The following is a 20423-nucleotide window of genomic DNA, read 5'->3' as shown; positions in this document are numbered from 1 at the left end:
CCAGTTATTTTCTTTTCTTATTCTCTGCCTCAAAACCATACCCATAGCCGTATCCATAACCATAATGTTTACCATAGCCATAACCATATTTCTTACCATAACCGTAACCATAGGTGTTCTTACGTTTACTCAGGTCGATTCCATTGATCACTACCGCCAACTTGTCAAATTTATGCTCGTCCCTAAGAACATTAATGTAGCAGAACGCGGCTTTCGGGGTCACGTCCGCACGGCAGACATAAACACACATGTCGGCCACACGGCTTATTATGGCCGTATCAGTTACCATACCGATCGGGGCTGTATCCAGCAACACGTAGTCATAACGGGATTTCAATTGCTCTATCGCCTTCTCCAAGGTATCACGGGCTACCAGTTCCGTCGGGTTCGGGGGAATCGTTCCTCCTAAAAGGATATCCAGGTTCGGACTGATGCCGGAAGGCTGCACAAGATCAAAAAGATCCTTATCCTCCGGATCCATCAGATAATTAGATATTCCTTCCTGCCTTTTCGATAAATCGAAGACCTTATTCAAGCCCGGCTTACGGATATCCATACCAACCACTACCACCTTCTTTCCCAAATAAGCCAAGCTGACAGCGAGATTTCCAGTCACGAAAGACTTACCTTCTCCGGGCTGCGTAGAAGAAAAAAGTATGACCTTTTGATCTTTCCGGAGCATAAAGAGCAGATTGGTCCGCAAACCCCGGAAGGTCTCCTCCATCATGTCGTTTTTATTCTCACGTACTACGATCGCTCCCTTATCGGAGGATTTATGACCACACAAGGGCAATTCGCCCAAAATCGGAACATTCGTCAATTGCTCCACGTCGCCACGATTCTCGATCTTATATTTCAATAATTCCACGACAAAGATGATTCCCACCGGAATAAACAGGCCCACCACAAACGCAGCCAATAAAAACACTAGCTTCTTGGGAGCCACAGGATCCTTCCCGGATAATGGTTCCTCTACAATACGACCATTATTAGCCGTGGCTGCCAATGTGATCGCATTTTCCTCCCGCTTCTGCAACAGCATGATATATAAAGTCGCCTTGATTTCTTGTTGGCGAGAAATAGTCATGAACTCTTTCTCTTGCTTTGGAGCATCACTAATCCGGCTCTCAAATTTACTAGCCTGACGCTCAATATCTTTCTGGGCGATTTGTAGTCCTCGCAAGACACTATTCACGGTTGTCTCGACATTGCGTCTCATCGCCTCAACGCCGGTGTTCATGTTTATCACCGCCGGGTTATTTTCCGAAGAGGTACGTAATAAACGTTTACGCTCGATGATCATCGTGTTATATTGTTCAATCACCCTAGTGAGGTTTTGATCCTGTAACCCTACGTTTGCAGGAATTACCTCTTCCTTGTTGACCGGATCGTTGATATAGGTACGCAGAAATTGAACCAAGCTGATCTGTGTAGCGTTCTCCGTACGTTGCTGCTCATACTTGGAACTCTCTTGTAAGGCTAGACGGGCATCACTTGTCAAATCCGTCAGACCGGATCGTTGCTTGAAATCCGCCAACTCGCTCTCCGCCGTACCCAACTCATGGTTAATTATACCGATACGCTCCTCTATGAACTCAGCGGTTTTCTGAGCTACCTCATTCTTCTCATCGTTCGCGTCTTGATTATAGAACGCAACCAAACGATTCACGAAATCCACGCCTCGCTCCTTTACTGTATTGTTCACGCTGATCTTCGCTATCGTCGTGGTCTGGGAAGAGGCGGTCACGCTCAAGTCTTTCATATAATCCTCGGCGGTCTCCGTCGGCGTATTTATGGTAACACGTAAAGCGATTTCCTCTTCTTCCATATACAAGGTATCGCCTCGCGTAAAGCTTAAAACACCCACAGGTGTTGGTAACACCGCCGGCAATTGATCAAATGCCTGTTCTATCTCTTGCTCTTCCTTATCTTGCACATATTCAGCCTTAACAGACAATTTTCCTGTTTTTGTAAATGTAAAATCCAGCTTAATCGGTTCCTCCAATTTATCGGCCTCTTCTGGTGTCATATAAATCCGCACCGGACTATTCTTATAAAGAGGCATCGCATAACCGAACGCTCGCTTTTCCGCTACACGAACATATAAATTCAGGTCGTTCACGACTTTTTTTATCAATGTACGGGATTTCAATATCTCCACCTCGTTATCAAAATTATTTGTCATGGAAAACATTCCCAAGTCTTGAATGGCCGCCAACGGATTGTTGCCCGAACCGCTTCGCTTATCCTCCTCCTTTATCAACACGGAACTGGAAATGTTATATACAGGCGTTTGATAACGAAGAAACAGGTAAGTGGCGATGCAACATATCAATATACTAGCCACAAACCAACGCCAATAAAAAAGGTATTTAAATAAAAGAGCGACCAAATCAATCTCTTGTTCCTCGTTCTCTATCCCAGTGTTATTATTTATCCGTTCGTCTATCATCTCTCTTAATTTTCAATTCTCAATTTTCAATTACTTAAGTATGTTTACCAACAGGCCGGCAATAGATACCAGAATCGAGAGTGAGCTTACCCAAAGGGTCGTGCTGTTACCGATATCGGAGTTCTTAGCCTTCGTCTTGTTCGGGGTCACGTAAATAATATCGTTTTGCTTCAGGTAATAATACGGGGAAGTCACGACTTCGGCATTATTCAAATTCAAGTTAATGATCTCACGCTTACCGTTCACGTCCTCACGGATCAGCTTGACGTTATCACGGACACCGTAAATCGTCATATCACCTGCCATCGCCAAAGCCTCCAGAACGTTCACCTTCTCGTTGCCGATCGTGAAGCTACCCGGACGGGCCACCTCACCCAACACGGAGATCTTGTAATTAGCCATACGGACCGTAACGATCGGGGATTCCTTCAAATAAGGTTTCAAACGCTCACGAATCAAGTCCTCCGCCTCGTTCTTGGTGAGACCACCCACTTCCAAGCGACCGATAACAGGGAAATCGATCTCTCCTTTATTATTCACCAAGTATTGCTGCATGGTCGGTTGCGTGGTCGTACTGATATTTGTCAAAGCCGCATTGATTGGAGTCTGTACCGTCAAGTTGAATGGAGTCGCAGCCTTCGGGTCTGTCGTATTGACCGTGATGCTCAACAAGTCTTTTGGCATGATCTTGGCGTCATACAACGGAAGGGTCTCCTCAAAATCGTTCACTGCCTCTGGGTTCTGGAGGTATGGTACGTTCTTGTAAGAAGTACAACTCGCCACCAATAGAGGTAGAGCTAATAAAAGTAGTAATCTTTTGATTTTCATATTATTTTGTTATCTTTTTTTTATTTCATTGAACACAGAATGATATGGATTTAGCGAAACAAACGAGAGAAAAGGCCTTTCGGTTTCTCCGGTTCGTATTCCGACTCGTATTTCCGCATTAAATCCTCATAGGAAAGTCTTTTACTCACCATCTCGTAAATCATACCCCAGTCCGGGAGACCACCAAGATTACGGTCATCAATAAAAATATCGGCCTTCAGCTTACGGGAGAAATGGTTGTTCAGTTTTTTCTCTTCTTCCGGATAATCTCGGTTCACGGCGTAAAACTCCAAGCCCCGCTCTCGGCAAAAGGTGACAGCCTCATCCAAAAGCTTGCCCTCTCGCACACTCCATAAGATCAGCTTGTGGTGTTCTGTTTGTAACTTTCTCAATGTCTCGAAAGCGAAAGGGATCTCCTTCCCTATCGCCGGATATTTATGCTCAACGATTGTTCCGTCAAAATCTACTGCGATAATCATTTATAATTCAGATTTATAATCTACTAACTAAATTGCTAATTCACTCCGTCCAATCTCGTGAATTGAGAGTTTTGGCTCTTGAACTCGGGGACGAAGGATTTCATCTCTCTCACCATAGGAAGAATATGTACATGAAGGGATAATTCAGCTAATAGATCAATGTGCTCTACCACATCCTTGTAGGCGTACTCCCGGACTGCTGCCACACGAATCTTCTCATGAGGGGTTTCCTTCGTATTCTCCTTGTTGCTCAATAGTTCCTCATATAATTTCTCACCGGGACGAAGACCTGTGTATTTAATCTCTATGTCTTTATCCACCTGCAAACCAGAAAGCTCGATCATACGCTTCGCTAAGTCAGCGATCTTGACCGGCTCACCCATATCAAAGATGAATATCTCGCCGCCCTTGCCCATCGTACCGGCTTCCAACACCAAACGGCAGGCTTCGGGGATTGTCATGAAGTAGCGGATGATATCGGGATGGGTTACCGTAACTGGGCCTCCTTTGGCGATCTGATCGCGAAAACGAGGTATCACGGAGCCATTACTTCCTAATACATTACCGAAACGGGTCGTGATAAACTTAGTGTTTCCCGCTAGAGCCCCCTTACTGATCGCCACACTCAAGCTCTGCACATATATCTCAGCGAGGCGCTTGCTACATCCCATGATATTCGTTGGATTAACGGCCTTATCCGTACTGATCATCACGAATTTCTCTACACCATAGCTTACGGCGGCATCCGCTATCACTCGGGTACCAAACACGTTGGTACGAACAGCCTCGCAAGGGTTCTCTTCCATCAAGGGGACGTGCTTATAAGCTGCCGCATGGAATACTACCTGGGGATGCCAATTGCGGAATACGTAATCTACACGGTCCGGATTCCGGACATCGCCTATGATAGGTACAAAATCCAGTTCCTTATACTTCTCCTCCAATTCCAGGCGTAAGTCATGCATCGGAGTCTCGGCGGCATCAAGGCAGATCAATTTCTTGATCGGGAAATGCGCCAGCTGGCGGCAGATCTCGCTACCAATGCTACCGGCCGCTCCCGTAACAAGGATCGTCTTATCTTTCAATAAGAGACCGATCTCGCCCAGATTTATACTGATCTCCTCACGACCCAGCAAGTCCTCAATACGGATCTCACGGACTGAACGCTTCATTCCGCCCTCATGGACCTCCTCCATATCAGGAACCACGAGAGGCTTCAAGGAGGCCTGCTCGCAATAATGAATCAAACGATCACCTTCTCGTCGGACGGTCTTTATATTCGGGAAAAGGATACCATCCAAGTTATTTCTGGGGATCAGACGCAACAAGTCATCAATGTCCTCGATCTGGTAAACGGGAAGTTCCGCTATGCGAAGGTTCTTTTTAGCGCTACCAAACGTCAAGAAGCCGATGATGCTATAATTTTGCATGAATACTTGCCGGTTGGGTGATGTGGCTATCATCACGCTATCCTCATCCATACCGAACACCAGTACACGCTTGCGCTTTTTTCCAAGTTGGGACAACACGCTATTATATACATTAATCACGAATACACGTAAGGTGATCAGCAGAACAATCGTCAACATACAATCGGTTATCCCTCCCACCCAATATATAGAGGAATTGAAATTCGCCCTCAAAAGATGAAGCAGTATGAACATGAGGATGGATTTTGTGATGGCGACACCACCAATCCTCCATAGTCCACGTAGCGTGGAATGACGGATCACCCCGTGATAAACCTTGAACGTAAGAAAAGAAAGGATACTGGCCACAAAGGAAGCTATTCCTACCTTTAATACACTAATCCCGCTTATGTATACATGCATGATGGACAATAATCCCAGCACTCCTATCAAAGATACACATAGGGAAATGAAAAGATCCGCACAAAAAATGATCCAGCGGTTGATATACCGCAAATTTACCAGACGCCCCAGCGCTAAACGCCAGCGATTATAACGATATTTCACCTTTTCCATATTTGTTTTATTCATATCTATCTAACTATAATAATAAGCGACCGAACCTCTCAAGTGGTTGGAGTGGTATAAGCTAAAGCAAGAGTCTAGTCTATCGGTTAAAGAAAAAGGGACTCTCCTCGCTACTAGAGATAGCTGACCTCTTGATCGATATCGGCCGCCTAATTCTCATTTTCTAATTGCGACCTAGCGATAATATATTCTTGATTGGAGGCTCTCTTGAACCTCAGAAGTATCTTTAATCAATCTCCATGTCACGATCCATGGACGTGGTTTTTACTTCCGGCATCGGAAAACACCTCACCTCTTCCTTATGCCACTCCTTGTAACCGTCAAGCGTACGAGTAGGGACGGATAACCGACCGTAGTCATTGCCTTCGCGATGGAAAAGATGGTTACATGTATAGGAACGTAACTCGCCATCTGTCCAAGAGACCATCACGATTGGAAACGGGTACGTGGTGAGGCTTAACGGGGTCACTAAGGTACGGGAAGATATTTGGCGTAACAGGTAAGCTGATTTCTCGAACGCCACCCAATACGGACCCGTACAGTAAAGATGGATGAAGGCACGATTATCCGACTCTCGCTTAAGAATCTCTTTCAAATGGTTTCCTAACAACGAGATAAGGCGTACTCCGGATCTATCCTCTTTTTTACCATAGTGCGTATCCATCTATGTGTATCATAATAGCTCTAGCAGGTCACGGGTGATATTTACTTTGGCACATCCCAGTAGATCTACACGGATCACAAAGTTAAGATTGCCATCCTCCACTTCCAGCACGTTACCTTCTAGACCATGCAACTTACCGCCGTTAATACGTACCCTCGCTCCAAGAGGCAGCGGACGGGGATCGATAATGACAGGCTCTTCGGAATCGTCCAGCATCCTACGGAGTTTCACCATCTGCTCATCCGGAATGAAGGCTACGGGGCGTATGCCTCCAGACCGTTCGCCAGCTATGTTTACCATGAAACGTTTGATATAAGGAAGATGCACGATCTCCTTCCTACGCAAGACATCGGTGCAACGGATGAATACAATGGAACGGAAGACGATCCGGTCTACTTGCTTACGCTTGCCGCTTGGCAGAAGACACATCTCTTTTTGGGAGGCTATATAAACCTCATAGTCCTTCTCGCCTTCCGGCTGACTGGCTATGCGCTTTTCCAGCTTGTCACGGCATAGTTTCTCGGACTTGTTGTTGACGATAGCGATGTACCAATGTTTCTGATCAGATTTTCGCCGTAACGGGTTTTCAGGAATGGTTCTTTCAACGCCTACGGCGTCGATACCCTCATGAGGTACCGAATTTACAACCGTTTTTACAACATTCGCTCGCATTTCGTTGATTGCTTAAAAGAGATAGTTTGATATATGCACCATAACCCTTTTTCGCCATGTGAGAAATTAGGCTACTTAGTGAGTAGCGCAAAAGGTGGGAGAATGGTTATTACTCAGTTGTAGAGACGGAGCATGCTCCGTCTCCCACCGTCTGACAGTAATTTAAAACATCTTTTAGAGGGGATGAGACGGGGTATACCCATCTCTACAAGAATGTATGTTCGATTTTAGGGGGGGACGTGATGATTTCGGAAATACGAGGCCATTTCGTCTCTATTGCCATGTCTATACATCAGAAATAAGAACGAAGATTTAACGAGAATCCAACTGGAAACACAAACAAACCCTAATGATTGCTTGTTTTTTGTTATTTTTTACTACATTTGCGGCGTGAAACAAACGCTACTCACTAAGTAGCCTCATCCCACTTTCGACACATAATTATAGACACAACCAAAGCAAGTGCTATTCACCTCTGTCATTTTTTCTAAAGAGAAACTTCTCAGATAAATCTGGGTGGTCTTGATGGACTTATGCCCCAATAATTCACTGATCATTTCTATAGGGACATTTTGCTCTTTCAATGCCATGGCAAAGGAATGGCGGATCGTATAAGAGGTAACATCCGATGCTATTCCAGCGGCCTTTTTCAACGCCTTCAAATTTCGATTGAACCGAGATAGGGCCGCATTGTATTCGAGATATGCCTCATAGCCCGTCTTCGTTCCACTCAAAAAAGGGAATAAATAGCCTGAGGCCGGCTTCTTGTCACCCATTAATTCCTTGCGCATCAATTCTGCCGTATCCAAGATTTCCAGTCTCATCGGTGTGCCTGTCTTCTGCCGATTATAGTCCAATATCCCGTTTTTGATATTCCTTTCTTTTAGGTGGGCGAAGTCCACGAACGACATTCCTGCATACTGAAACAACAAACAAACGACCAGTTGTGTCTCCCTTAGCACCTCACTCTCTACCTTCACCGTCATCAACTTATGTTGGTTCTCTAAGGATAGGGATTTCTTGCGCTTACTCTCCACTCCCGTAAAAACTCCTTGGAACAAACCGGGGATATATTCCGCATCACCATTCTCCACCGCCTTGTTATAAATACAACGCAAACGGCGGATATACGTGGAGACCGTATTACGCATGCAATCGTTTTCCAACAAATAAGCCTCATATCGGTGAAGATTGGCCTTATTGATATCCGAATAGGAAATGTTCTCTGTTCCACTATACTTTATAAAGGAGTTCAACGCATCCTGATAACTTTTGGCGGAGGAATAACGCTTTTCCTCTCGTAACTGGGACATATACCTTCTCACCCCTTCCACGAATCCTTTCTCATCCATATCTCTCTGTTTTTTAATAATATTTGAAATGAATAGACAAATGTAACCATACTATCTGAATGCAAAAAGAATTACCGAAACACTATCATAATGTTAACTTTTTAAATATATTTCAAACACAGACTTTTTCAAAACAATTGCTTTTAAACCGATTATTATGGAATTTAGTACCCAAAACAGCACATTTTTTAGGATATATCCTAAACTTGTATGTATTTAGTCGGCTTATAATTTCTATTTCCCGGCAGATAACCGACATCTACCCGGCACCTAGTTCGAATTATCCGGCACTTGCTCTAATTTAGTTGGGATCTACTTTTAATCATAATCTTCTGTACACTGAAAATCGAGACTATATTAGAGCCTTTGCACCCTAGAACGGCAAAAAAGTCAATTGATTTTCAAATACTATTCAGGAAGCATTTATTAGTTTTCTGAAACAAGAGATATAATAATTCGGCGGATATTGATAAAAAGAAGGCAAACTGCAAGTATTTTCCTTCATACACATTCTATTCGTCAGGGCTTAACTACCAGAGAATCGCATATAATAAACACACACCCTATCCTATCTCAAATACAAGAAGCAGAAGGAGAGAGAAATGACAAATTGACATAATTAAGCCGTATTAATGACTTCTATCAATTGAATACACAATATTAAATTAGCAGAGACTTGCTTGCAGGTGTCGTTTTTTTTCACGAATATTGCAAATCAAACAACCAAATAAACATATTCAGTTTACTAAAGTTAATCTTAAAGAAAGGAGAGCCTATGAAACAGGAGCCATCATGAACCATATCTAGCAAGGAAACTGGCTGGAAGATATGGCTTATAATCCAGCCAAACAAGTTTCTAAACGCCTTTAAATCAATTAATACTAACACTAAAACATTACAAATGTACGAATGAAATTTGTAAGGGGAATCCTAACCCCCGATTAAACACAAAAACTAAATTGGGCAGAGTCATGAAGTTAACCTCAATCCCGCTATTTGTTTTTACCACAGGTGTATACGCTTCCGTACACTCCCCAAACATGCGCATTAAAAGCGACATCATGATTATAGAGAAACCATCAATCGTATCCACCCCGCAACAAAACACCCGTCAGATCACCGGAACCGTGATTGATGCTACCGGTATGCCGATAATTGGCGCCAATGTGATGGTAAAAGGGACAACAAACGGGACAATAACGGATATAGATGGAAAATTCACGTTAGAAGTAGCCAAAGACGCTATTTTACAAGTGTCCTATATCGGTTATATGAACCAGGAGATTCCGGTAGGCAATAAATCGGTTTTAAGCATCTCCTTGCAAGAGGACACACAAAAGTTGGATGAGGTGGTAGTGATTGGCTACGGTACGATGAAGAAAAGTGATATCACGGGGGCTATCTCGTCCGTGAGCGAGGAGAAAATCGCTCGCCAAGCAGTGGCCAATGTTTCTACCGCATTGCAAGGCTTGGCTACCGGTGTATCCGTCACTTCCAGTTCCGGATCTCCGGGTTCCGCCGCCACGATCCGTATCAGAGGTGTCGGTACGGTAAACGACGCGGAACCATTGTTCGTCGTGGACGGGATGCCCGTGACGGATATAAACTACCTGAACACATCGGATATACAGTCTATGGAGGTGCTTAAAGACGCTTCCGCTTCCGCTATCTACGGTTCCCGCGGTGCGAACGGCGTAATCCTTATCACTACGAAAAAAGGCGCCGCTGGAAAAACCACCGTTACGCTCGATGCGTATTGGGGTATGAACAAAATATTGAATAATCTCGATTTGATGTCAGGTCCAGAATGGTACGACTATCAGGAACAGTTGAACACAGTGAGGAGCGTTCCCATCAACTTGGCCCTTGTTAATCGTAATGTTTCCACCAATTGGATGGACGAGATTACGCATACGGCCTTTATGCATAACTACAGTGTCGGCATAAGCGGTGGTAAAGAGAACGACTATAAATTCAATCTGGGCTTGAACTATATCAACCAAGATGGAACGATCAAGAAATCCAACTACGAACGGTTCAGTGTCCGTCAAAGCACGGAAAAAACGGTGCTCAAAGATCATTTGGTAGTGGGTACCAACGCGTCGATCGCGAGATCTACCGACGCAAGTATTAGTGAGCGCAACAGTAGTAATGTGTACGACTCCGACTATGGTGTCGTAAGTAACGCAATCCGTTTGGATCCGGTAACTCCCGCCCAAAACGCAGACGGTTCATATGGTTACTCTCCTTATATTGACTACTATAACCCATTGGCAAGTATCATGTATCGGGATAATCAGCGGGAGAAACTTGCTTTCATCGGCAATATGTATGGGGAATGGCAGATTATAAAAGGATTGAAGTTCAAGAGTAGCTTCGGAGCGGAAATCAGAAGGGTAGACAATAAAACCTTCTCGCCTGTCTATGAGGTATCCTCAAGCCAAAGAAATTTAGAGAGTAGTTTATCGAAGTCGCAGACCAAAGGGCACTACTATACGTTCGAGAATACCCTTTCGTATGAGAAAACGTTTGCCAAGAAGCACTCCATATCCGCTCTCGTAGGTTATACCAACGAATGGGGTAAGCAGGAAACCTTGAGCGTAAACGCGAGAGATCTTATCGGAGAGTCGGATAACCTGCATTATATAGACGCTACGCTGGACAAGAACAAGACCACGGCCAGCAATAGCGCTACGGAATATGGTTTGATGTCTTATCTGGGCCGCCTACACTACGATTACAATAACAAATACCTTATTACGGCCACTTTCCGGCGAGACGGTTCCTCTAAATTCTCTTCCAAGAATCGCTGGGGTAACTTCCCCTCGTTCGCTCTAGGTTGGAGAATCGACAACGAACCGTTCTTCCAGAAATTGAACGCCGAATGGGTTTCCTCCTTGAAACTCCGCGGGGGCTGGGGACAGATCGGAAATCAGAATATCACCAATTATGTGGATCGTAGTTTGCTGTCATTGAGTACGCAATACGGCGCTTTATTCGGAGCGAGAGAGAATGAGACCTTGTATCAAGGTATTGCCGTGAGCAGATTGGGCAATCCGGATATTAAATGGGAAACCACTGAATCTCTGAATATCGGTCTTGACGCAAGCTTCTTTAACACCCGCATGGTCTTCAGCTTCGAGTATTATTACAAGACAACGAAGGACATGCTGCTGGCCGCTCCTATGCCTATCTACATGGGATATGCCAGCAACACCTACACCAATATCGGCGAGGCGAACAACCGCGGTATCGAGATGAATCTCGAGTGGAGAGACAAGACCGAAAGCGGTTTCGAATACAACGTGGGAGTAAATATGTCGACCATCCGTAACCGCATGACGAAATTGAATGGTGGCACACCAATCTCCGATGGACCATTCCGAAACGGAAGCATGTACCTCACCTATACGAATGAAGGTATGCCTATCGGTGCGTTCTGGGGCTATAAGACAGACGGGCTTATCCAAACACAGGAACAGTTGAATGCCGTTAAGCGGGCGGATTTCCAACCTAATGCCGAATTGGGCGATGTATTGTTCGTAGATACGAATGGCGATGGCAAGTTAGACTCAAGTGATAGATGCATGATCGGTAATCCTATTCCGGATATCATATACGGTATCAACATGGGTATGGCGTGGAAAGGCTTCGACCTCAATTTGCAGTTTGGTGGAACAATCGGTAATCAGATATTTAACGCGATGCGTTATTACACCTACTTCCCGAACGATATAACGAACAAGGATAGAGCGTTAATGAACTATTGGACGCCAAATAATACAAATACGGACATCCCTCGCCTGACGGCTACGGACGTAAACGACAATGACCGCTTCTCGGACATGTACGTAGAAAACGGGACTTATTTCCGCTTGAGAAATGCCCAGCTAGGTTATACCCTGCCCGCTTCTCTCACGCAGAGGATAAAACTACAGAAGGTACGTTTTTATGTAAGCGGCCAGAACTTGTTTACGATATCTAGTTACTCGGGTATGGATCCGGAAGTGGGTCAATCCAGCTCTTTGTCTAGAGGCATAGATTACGGTATCTATCCTCAGAACATTTCATTCACCGGAGGTATTAATGTTACTTTTTAAAATTTATAATGTCATGTTTAAAAACAAATATATCATAGGAATCGTACTAGCGATTTTAACAGGATTCAGCAGTTGCGCAGATTTGGATTTAGCTCCGTTAGGAAGTCCGGAGGCTGGAGATATATCAGAGGAAAGACAAGCTTTCTTGCGTCTGACCGCTGTCTATTCTGTCATGAAGGACTTCCGTTACACATGGTCGATGCAATGTTTCGGCGACGTGTTGTCGAATGATGCGACCTACAGCGGTTCTTCGAACGACGCACAAACCTTCACGTTACTGGAGAATTATCAGTATCAAGCGGATCATACCGAGATCTTGAACAAATATCGGTATTCTTACCAATGTATCAATAAGGCCAATTTGTTTATACGGGATATGGAAATGGCAGACGATGCCCTATTCTCGAAGTATGACAAGGAACAGATGATCGGTGAGGCCAAGTTTATTCGCGCCTATACTTATTTCGAGCTTGTGAAAACCTTTGGTGGTGTTCCTTGCTATACGGGAGTCTTGGATCTCGATCATGAGAGACTCGGACGTGCGTCTGTCGAAGAGATATACTCGGTTATCGAGCAAGACCTAAACGATGCGGTTAGCGTATTACCTAAGAAAAGTGAGGTGGCTAACTACGAGTCAAGCTATGCGGGAAGGATTACCAAAGGCGCGGCCATCGCTATGCAAACACGTATTTATCTGTATGAGAAAAAATACGATGAGGTAAAAAAGGCTTTCGAGAAATTCCAGAATGAGTGCGGGGGAGAGTATAGCCTAGTAGCTCCGGAAGATTACACTTGGCAATTCTCACTGGACGGCGAGCATTGTTCCTCATCGATCCTAGAAGTGAATATGTATAACTCTTCCACTCAAAGCTCGTATAACGTAAATAACGGTAACCGCCACGTATTGATGTCTATGCCCCGAAACATGACGATCGGCTTCGGTTGCGCGCAACCTACACAGGCCTTGGCGGACGCTTATGATGCTGAGGGGGATGTCATACGAAAGAAGACCACTCTCCTTTCCACGGAAGAGGCCATAGAGATCGAGACCGCAGCCAAAGGCGATGTGGCACCCGTTACGGACGACCGAACCGGTTGGTACAATCGCAAACTATATCTCGCGCCCGGGCAAAGAGAGGAGAATCGGGGAAATAATCAACCCACGAACCTCAGGCTTATCCGCCTCGCGGAGGTATATTTGAACTATGCCGAGGCTTGTTATTTCAGCGGCGATATCGCTAATGCGCAAAAGTATCTGAATGAGGTAAGAAGTCATGTCAACTTGGCTCCTAAGAACCATACAGGAAGCCAATTGTTTGAAGACATCATGAATGAGCGTCATCTGGAGTTCGGAATGGAAGGTTTCCGGTTCTTTGACGTGGTACGTGTAGGATGGGGCGAGAAAGTATTTAACGGAACCAAGAAGGCGGAATTTGGAGCTAAGACTCCTTTCAGCGCCGGTGCGGAAGTATTGCCTATACCTCAAACCGAGATTGATATTAGTGACGGTTTAATAACTAATTAATAAGGAAATAACAATTCGCAAAAATCATAATAGTATGAATAGGAATTTAGTATTGCTCGGAATCTGTCTCTTGGCCGTATCGTTCGTTGGAGAGACCTTTGGACAGAAGAAAAAACCTCGTATCGGTATTGCCGGTATACAGATAGAAAACAGCGTGTTCGTCCCGAATAGGCAACCGCTCGTAGGACACCCCGTAAGAATGCCAGACTATCTCAGCCCAGACTCCGCAATGGGACAGGCGGCCACTTGGCTTCCCACGCAGATTGGCTATGGCGGTGGAAGAGGCCCCGTGACAAAAGAATCGTACGACGCGTTTGTGGAAAAAACATTGGAGATGATCAAGGCCAATATGCCATATGACGCCTTCTGGTTTTATAACCACGGAGCTTGTAGCGTGGAAGGCGTAGCCGATCCCGAGGGTGAATTCATGGAGAAGGTGCGTAGCTTGATCGGAAACGATGTCTTGACTACCACCACGATGGACCTTCACGGAAATACGTCTTGGTTGGTAGCTCTCAACTCCGATTTGATTACGACTTATCGTCAAGCACCGCATGCGGATTCTCGCGAATCGCATCGGCGAGGGGTCGTCAATTTGTTGGAACGTCTTGAGTCGGGGAAAGGACGTCCGGCATACAAGGCATGGGTTGCTGTTCCTGTCCTAGTATCCGGCGAATGGTCGAGTACTCGCGTCGAGCCTGCGAAATCGCTGTACGCATTGGTTCCCGAGGTTGAAGCCATGCCCGGAGTGATAGACGCAGGGATCTGGATCGGTTATGTTTGGGGAGACAACCCACGGAACCAAGGAACCGTGATGGTTTACGGTGACGATGAGGAGCAGGTTAAAGCCGGTGCGAAGAAACTCGCCCAGAAATTCTGGGATGTCCGTAAGCAGTTCTCGCTGGAAGCTCCGGGATATTCGCTCGAGAAATGTATCGATCTGGCAGTAGCAAGTAAAAAGAAGCCTTTCTTTATCAGTGATATGGGAGATAATCCCGGTGGAGGTGGTTCAGGTGAGGTCACTTGGACTTTGGCGAGGCTCTTGAAACGCCCGGAATTCCAGACCGATAAGGGAAAGAGCGTTCTTTATTGCTCCATCCCGGGAGAAGAAGTGGTTAAGCAGGCACGTAAGGTCGGCGTAGGCGGACACGTAGAAGGCATGGTAGGTGCCATGGTCGATAATTCCTACGAAGGTCCCGTGAAATTGTCGGGTACCGTGGTTTATGTCAGCCCGGAAGAAGACAAGAACGCGGAATCATGGAGACGGAAAAGGGATATCGCTATCGTAAAGACCGGAAGCGTTTATGTGGTAGTAGGCACATCGTCTCCCACTCCAAACCTAGAGGGTTCAGGTATCGATCCGAAGGAAATGGATATCGTAATGGTTAAACAAGGTTACCTTGTAACCCAATGGTACAATATACAAGCGGATTGGGTGATGGCTTTTACAAGGGGAGGCGTGGATCAGGACTTCAAGAAACTTCCCTATAAGAATATCGTGAGACCGATGTTCCCGATCGATCCAGACATGGCTGATCCGGAATTGAACGTTATCATGGTTCCTTCCGCCAAGCATTACTATGGCAGATAGATCGTATTGATTGTTTTTTACTGCAATACCTATGCAGTGTTACTGCAATAGGTGTTGCAGTATTACTGCACAGGCATTGCAGCATCACTGCAACCCGGGTTGCAGTGATGTTAATAAATTATCCTATATTCTTACTCAACAACTTTCGGGCTTGTTCCTCCGTTAAATTCCGGCGGCTCGCATAATCTCTCATCTGCTCCTCATCGATAGAACCGATCATGAAATATTGAGAAGAGGGATGGGCAATATAAATCCCACTAACCGAAGCCGTAGGATACATGGCACCATTCTCGGTTAACGAAACACCAATTCGCGACATATCGAGCAATCCATCCAATGTGAAATTCAATAATTGATCCGGTAGAGAAGGGTAACCGATAGCCGGACGGATTCCTTGGTATTTCACCTTGTAAAGATCCGGGATAGACAAGGATTCGTCTTTAGCATATCCCCAATATTCTTTACGTACTTTCTCATGAAGATATTCGGCTGTAGCTTCCGCTAGGCGATCGGTCAAGGTTTGCAGCAACATTGAATTATAGGTATCGCCTTCTTCCTCAAATTTATCCTTCAAACAATCAGCGCCAGCTCCAGCGGTAACGACAAACGCCCCTACATAATCAGTTCGCTCCTCGGAAACCGGTATTACATAATCGGAAAGACATTTATAAATATTTTCCTCTTTTTTTACTTGCTGACGTAATAAAGGCAGCGCTATATCACCCATTCGGATCGTATCCCCTTCACTATTCGCTGAGAAAAATCCGTAAATCGCTTTACAATATTCAACCTTCATATTGACCAGCCGATCCAATAACCTAACAGCATCCTTGTATAATTGCATCGCCTCGGTAGCCTTCGCACGATCTTTTTCCGGGAATCCGGCCAACCAAGAGGCACGACAAGAATCGCAACCATGTATCTGGGAGATTTCCGAGAAACGGCCATTCAATTTCCATGCGCTAAAAAAGAAGGTCCAGTGGATATAAGGAATCACTTCTTCCAAGGGGATATAAGGGATAACATGTACCCCCATCCGGGCCGGAACAACCGGTGTATACCCGGTCCAATCTATTTCTATCGGATGCTTACGAGCCTCTGAAAGAGAAGCCAAGGTCTCTTTCTTCTGCCCTAAAGAGGCACGCAAGGCTTCTTGTTCTTGTTCCAACTCCCTGATATAAGCGTCACGGGTATCTGGATTCAATAGTTTGGCGGCGATCAACGGATTCTGTGAGGCATCCAGCACATGAATCACCGGATAATCATAATGCGGAGCGATCTTCACCGCCGTATGCAATTTGGAGGTCGTAGCGCCACCCACCATCATAGGAATCGTAAGTCCCGCTTTCTGCATCTCGTCCGCAACATGCGCCATCTCTTCTAAAGAAGGGGTTATCAGGCCGGATAAGCAAACCAGATCCGGTTTCTCCTCGATCGCTTTCTTTATGATCACATCTGCGGGAACCATTACCCCTAAATCAATCACCTCGTAGTTATTACAAGACAATACGATAGAGACGATATTCTTACCGATATCATGTACATCCCCTTTTACCGTAGCGAAAATCACTTTACCGGCCTTCGCGGAGCCGGAAGCTTTCTTTTCAGATTCAATGGCCGGTTGTAAAATAGCCACGGCCTTTTTCATCGTACGTGCGGTCTTCACGACTTGAGGGAGAAACATCTTTCCGGCACCGAATAACTCGCCGACCTTATTCATTCCGCTCATTAACGGACCGTCAATTATATCCACGGCATGCGAATAAGTCCGCAAGGCTTCTTGTAAATCATCCTCCAAATAGTCTCCGATCCCTTTGATTAAGGCATGCTCCAAACGCTCCTTCAATGAAAGCTCACGCCAAGCCTCATGCTTCTCCGGAGTTTCTCCGGAAGCTTGAACATGTAAATTTTGAGCATAAGTAATTAATTCCTCGGCAGCTTCCGGACGGCGTGCCAAGATCACGTCTTCCAACAAGGTACGGAACTCCGGCTCTATATCCTCATAAAGTACGGAGGTAGACGGATTCACGATACCCATATCCATCCCCTTCCCGATCGCATGATATAGAAATACGGAATGCATAGCCTCGCGTACATGATTGTTCCCCCGGAAAGAGAAAGATAAATTACTTACACCACCACTCACCTTCGCACCCGGCAAGTTCTTCTTGATCCATTCAACGGCACGGATAAACGCCAGACCATAGCCATTATGTTCCTCCATACCGGTAGCGATCGCCAATACGTTCGGGTCAAAAATAATATCTTGGGGATTGAAATCGATCTTCTCGATCAATAGGCGATAGGCCCGTTCACAAATCTCAATCTTTCTTTCATAGGTATCCGCCTGCCCCTTCTCGTCGAAAGCCATCACGACCGCAGCCGCACCCAGTTGCTTAATACGGGCGGCATGTTTAAGGAAGACCTCCTCTCCTTCTTTCAAGGAGATGGAATTCACGATGCTCTTTCCTTGCACGCACATCAAGCCTTCCTCGATCACTTCCCATTTAGAAGAATCGATCATGACGGGTACACGGGCAATATCCGGTTCGGAGGCGATCAAGTTTAAGAATGTCTTCATTTCTTTCACGGCATCCAACATACCATCGTCCATATTGATATCGATCACTTGGGCGCCATCCTCCACTTGCTTACGAGCGATCGTCAACGCTTCCTCATAACTGCCTTCTTTTATCAAGCGTAAGAATTTCCGAGAACCGGCCACATTACAACGCTCTCCCACGTTCACGAAATTATTCTCCGGTTTCACCTCCAGCAGTTCCAAGCCCGACAGCCACAGGCAATCCGGTTTCAAAGCCGGGATATGCGGTTTAGCTCCTTTCACCAACTCCGGATACCGGGAGATATGCGCTGGAGTCGTTCCGCAACAGCCTCCGATAATGTTCACTAATCCCTCTTCCACAAAAGGCTTCACATGTTGGGCCATTTTATCCGGCGTCTCGTCATAGGTACCAAAACTATTCGGCAATCCGGCGTTCGGATAAGCGCTGATATAATAGGGGGCATACTTCGCCAACTCTTGTAAATAGGGCTTCATATCCGCCGCTCCGAAAGAGCAGTTTAAGCCAACCGAAACAATATGTGTATGCTGTATGGAAGCTAAGAAGGCCAATAAAGTCTGTCCGGAAAATGTTCGTCCACCTTGCGCGGATAAAGTCAAAGACAACATAATCGGCAGGTCTTTTTCTTTCTCTTTCAACACGACCTCAGCCGCTTCCAATCCCGCTTTTACGTTCAACGTATCGAAAGTAGTCTCGAAAAGGATGATATCCACCCCGCCGTCAACAAGTCCCTCGACTTGCTCCTTGTAGGCATTATACAAATCTTTATAAGTTACGGCACGATAAGCGGGATCGCTTACATCCGGACTCATGGAAGCTGTCTTATTGGTAGGACCGATCGATCCGGCCACGAAGATCGTACGATCCGGATGCTCTGCCATATAGGTATCCGCCACTTCCCTCGACAATCGTCCGGCGGCCAGATTTATCTCACGTACATAGGCCTCCATCGCATAATCTGCCATGGAAATAGCATTCGCGTTAAACGTATTCGTAGCGAAGATATCTGCTCCCGCATCCAAATACTGACGATGAATAGACTGGATTACATCCGGGCGGGTGATACACAATAAATCATTGTTCCCCTTCAACTGTCCCGGAAAATCGGCGAAACGTTCGCCTCGGTAATCTTGTTCGTTTAGTTTGAAACTTTGGATCATGGTACCCATACCACCATCCAAGATCAAAATGCGCTCATTCAAGAGTCGCAGAAATCGTTCCTTATTCATAAATATGTTTTACCTTTCTTGCGTACATATAACTATATCCCCGGAGGATCCATACCACAGCGATGGCGAAAAACAGACGGGTAGGCACCACCCAAAGAACGGGTACCCCTATCGCGGCAAAGATGATCGTATCTTCCAACAGGGAATGGCACACGGCCAAATGATGGTTCAGCAAGTTGCCGTCACCGTAAGACAACTTCCTCTGCTCCATTTGCTCTACCATAATAGCCCCGCCATAAGCCAGTCCGACCACATTACCTACCAACCACAAAAAAGCGGCATCTTGAGGCAAGCCAAATAATCGCATCAGTGGAGAAAAGACCGAGGACAATCCTTTCATCAGATTAAACTCTTCCAATATATAATGAAGGATCATTAAAGCCGTAACAATTATCAAAATAGAAATCACCACCTTCATCGAGCTGGTAAACCAAAGTACGAATACTTCCAACCAATTATCGCATACAGCCGCGCTTTGAGCGATCCCGACCTGTCCCCATCCTTCATGGGGCATTACCCAATTCAAAAAAAAGGCGATCACGAAACTCATGATCAAACGGAGCAGCGTCATCTCCCAGAAAGAAGACCCGGTCTTTGCCTGTACGGAGGATTCTACCATCAGATTATGGGAAGTAAGGCACATCAATGCTAATATCGTAGCTTCACGGACTCCTAAAGACATCGAGGTGATCAAAGCGATCGGGGCATATAATGGGGAGAATATACTGGTTATAAAAACAATGGCTGTCTCCCCCGGCAGACCCACCAACGAGAACACGGGCACTAACCAATCCGAGATCTGACCTAATATTCCGGAATATTGCAATATACGGACCAATAAAGAAATAGGCAAAATAATCTTTAGCAGCCATAAACACGTCTTGCCTGCTTTAGGCAGAGCTTTCAGGATACATCCCCAAACCCTACCGATCACGCCTTGCCCTGTCTCCAT

12 protein-coding genes are annotated in these 20423 nt (G+C 45.5%); 3 read left to right on the top strand and 9 right to left on the bottom strand.

Annotated features, from left to right (window positions below):
• Positions 1–4: 4 nt before the first annotated feature.
• The 7 genes from BDI_RS02110 to BDI_RS02080 all read right to left on the bottom strand — a co-directional run bounded on the left by BDI_RS02110 (position 5) and on the right by BDI_RS02080 (position 8444).
• Positions 5–2452, bottom strand: a complete 2448-nt coding sequence (locus tag BDI_RS02110; protein ID WP_011966003.1) for a GumC family protein — start codon at positions 2450–2452, stop codon at positions 5–7.
• Between the two features lie 30 nt (positions 2453–2482).
• A complete protein-coding gene (locus BDI_RS02105; protein ID WP_005855491.1) occupies positions 2483–3280 on the bottom strand; it encodes a polysaccharide biosynthesis/export family protein in 798 nt (265 codons plus the stop codon).
• A gap of 50 nt (positions 3281–3330) precedes the next feature.
• Entirely contained in the window at positions 3331–3759 is a 429-nt protein-coding gene (locus BDI_RS02100; protein WP_011966002.1) for a BT0820 family HAD-type phosphatase, read from the bottom strand.
• A 35-nt stretch (positions 3760–3794) separates the two neighbouring features.
• Positions 3795–5744 carry a polysaccharide biosynthesis protein gene (locus BDI_RS02095; RefSeq protein WP_009017551.1) on the bottom strand — a complete coding sequence of 650 codons (1950 nt, stop codon included), beginning with the start codon at positions 5742–5744 and terminating at the stop codon, positions 3795–3797.
• Between the two features lie 238 nt (positions 5745–5982).
• Positions 5983–6420: a hypothetical protein gene (locus BDI_RS02090; RefSeq protein ID WP_009017550.1), complete on the bottom strand. Its 438-nt coding sequence runs from the start codon at positions 6418–6420 to the stop codon at positions 5983–5985.
• 9 nt (positions 6421–6429) lie between these two features.
• Positions 6430–7092, bottom strand: a complete 663-nt coding sequence (locus tag BDI_RS02085; RefSeq protein WP_005865210.1) for a transcription termination/antitermination NusG family protein — start codon at positions 7090–7092, stop codon at positions 6430–6432.
• Positions 7093–7511: 419 nt separating this feature from the next.
• Positions 7512–8444, bottom strand: coding sequence for a tyrosine-type recombinase/integrase (locus BDI_RS02080; protein ID WP_005865208.1), 933 nt, complete (start codon positions 8442–8444; stop codon positions 7512–7514).
• Positions 8445–9415: 971 nt separating this feature from the next.
• On the opposite strand from BDI_RS02080, the gene BDI_RS02075 reads away from it, so the two are divergent.
• The 3 genes from BDI_RS02075 to BDI_RS02065 are packed head-to-tail and all read left to right on the top strand — an operon-like array spanning position 9416 to position 15660.
• Positions 9416–12544 carry a SusC/RagA family TonB-linked outer membrane protein gene (locus BDI_RS02075; protein ID WP_011966000.1) on the top strand — a complete coding sequence of 1043 codons (3129 nt, stop codon included), beginning with the start codon at positions 9416–9418 and terminating at the stop codon, positions 12542–12544.
• A 13-nt stretch (positions 12545–12557) separates the two neighbouring features.
• Positions 12558–14069 (top strand): RagB/SusD family nutrient uptake outer membrane protein, encoded by a 1512-nt coding sequence (locus BDI_RS02070; RefSeq protein WP_011965999.1) that lies wholly within the window; start codon positions 12558–12560, stop codon positions 14067–14069.
• 34 nt (positions 14070–14103) lie between these two features.
• The gene (locus BDI_RS02065; protein ID WP_011965998.1) at positions 14104–15660 is read left to right on the top strand and encodes a M81 family metallopeptidase; all 1557 of its coding nucleotides are present in this window, start codon (positions 14104–14106) and stop codon (positions 15658–15660) included.
• Between the two features lie 118 nt (positions 15661–15778).
• On the opposite strand, the gene metH is transcribed toward BDI_RS02065, so the two are convergent.
• Together metH and BDI_RS02055 are read right to left on the bottom strand one after the other, a co-directional pair.
• Positions 15779–19471, bottom strand: coding sequence for a methionine synthase (gene metH, locus BDI_RS02060; RefSeq protein WP_008780887.1), 3693 nt, complete (start codon positions 19469–19471; stop codon positions 15779–15781).
• Entirely contained in the window at positions 19464–20423 is a 960-nt protein-coding gene (locus tag BDI_RS02055; RefSeq protein ID WP_011965997.1) for a nucleoside recognition domain-containing protein, read from the bottom strand. Before BDI_RS02055 ends, metH begins: the two co-directional genes overlap by 8 nt.

Origin of the sequence: Parabacteroides distasonis ATCC 8503, assembly GCF_000012845.1 — a bacterium.
Lineage (GTDB): Bacteria > Bacteroidota > Bacteroidia > Bacteroidales > Tannerellaceae > Parabacteroides > Parabacteroides distasonis.
This window is presented reverse-complemented; position numbering and strand designations above follow the sequence as displayed.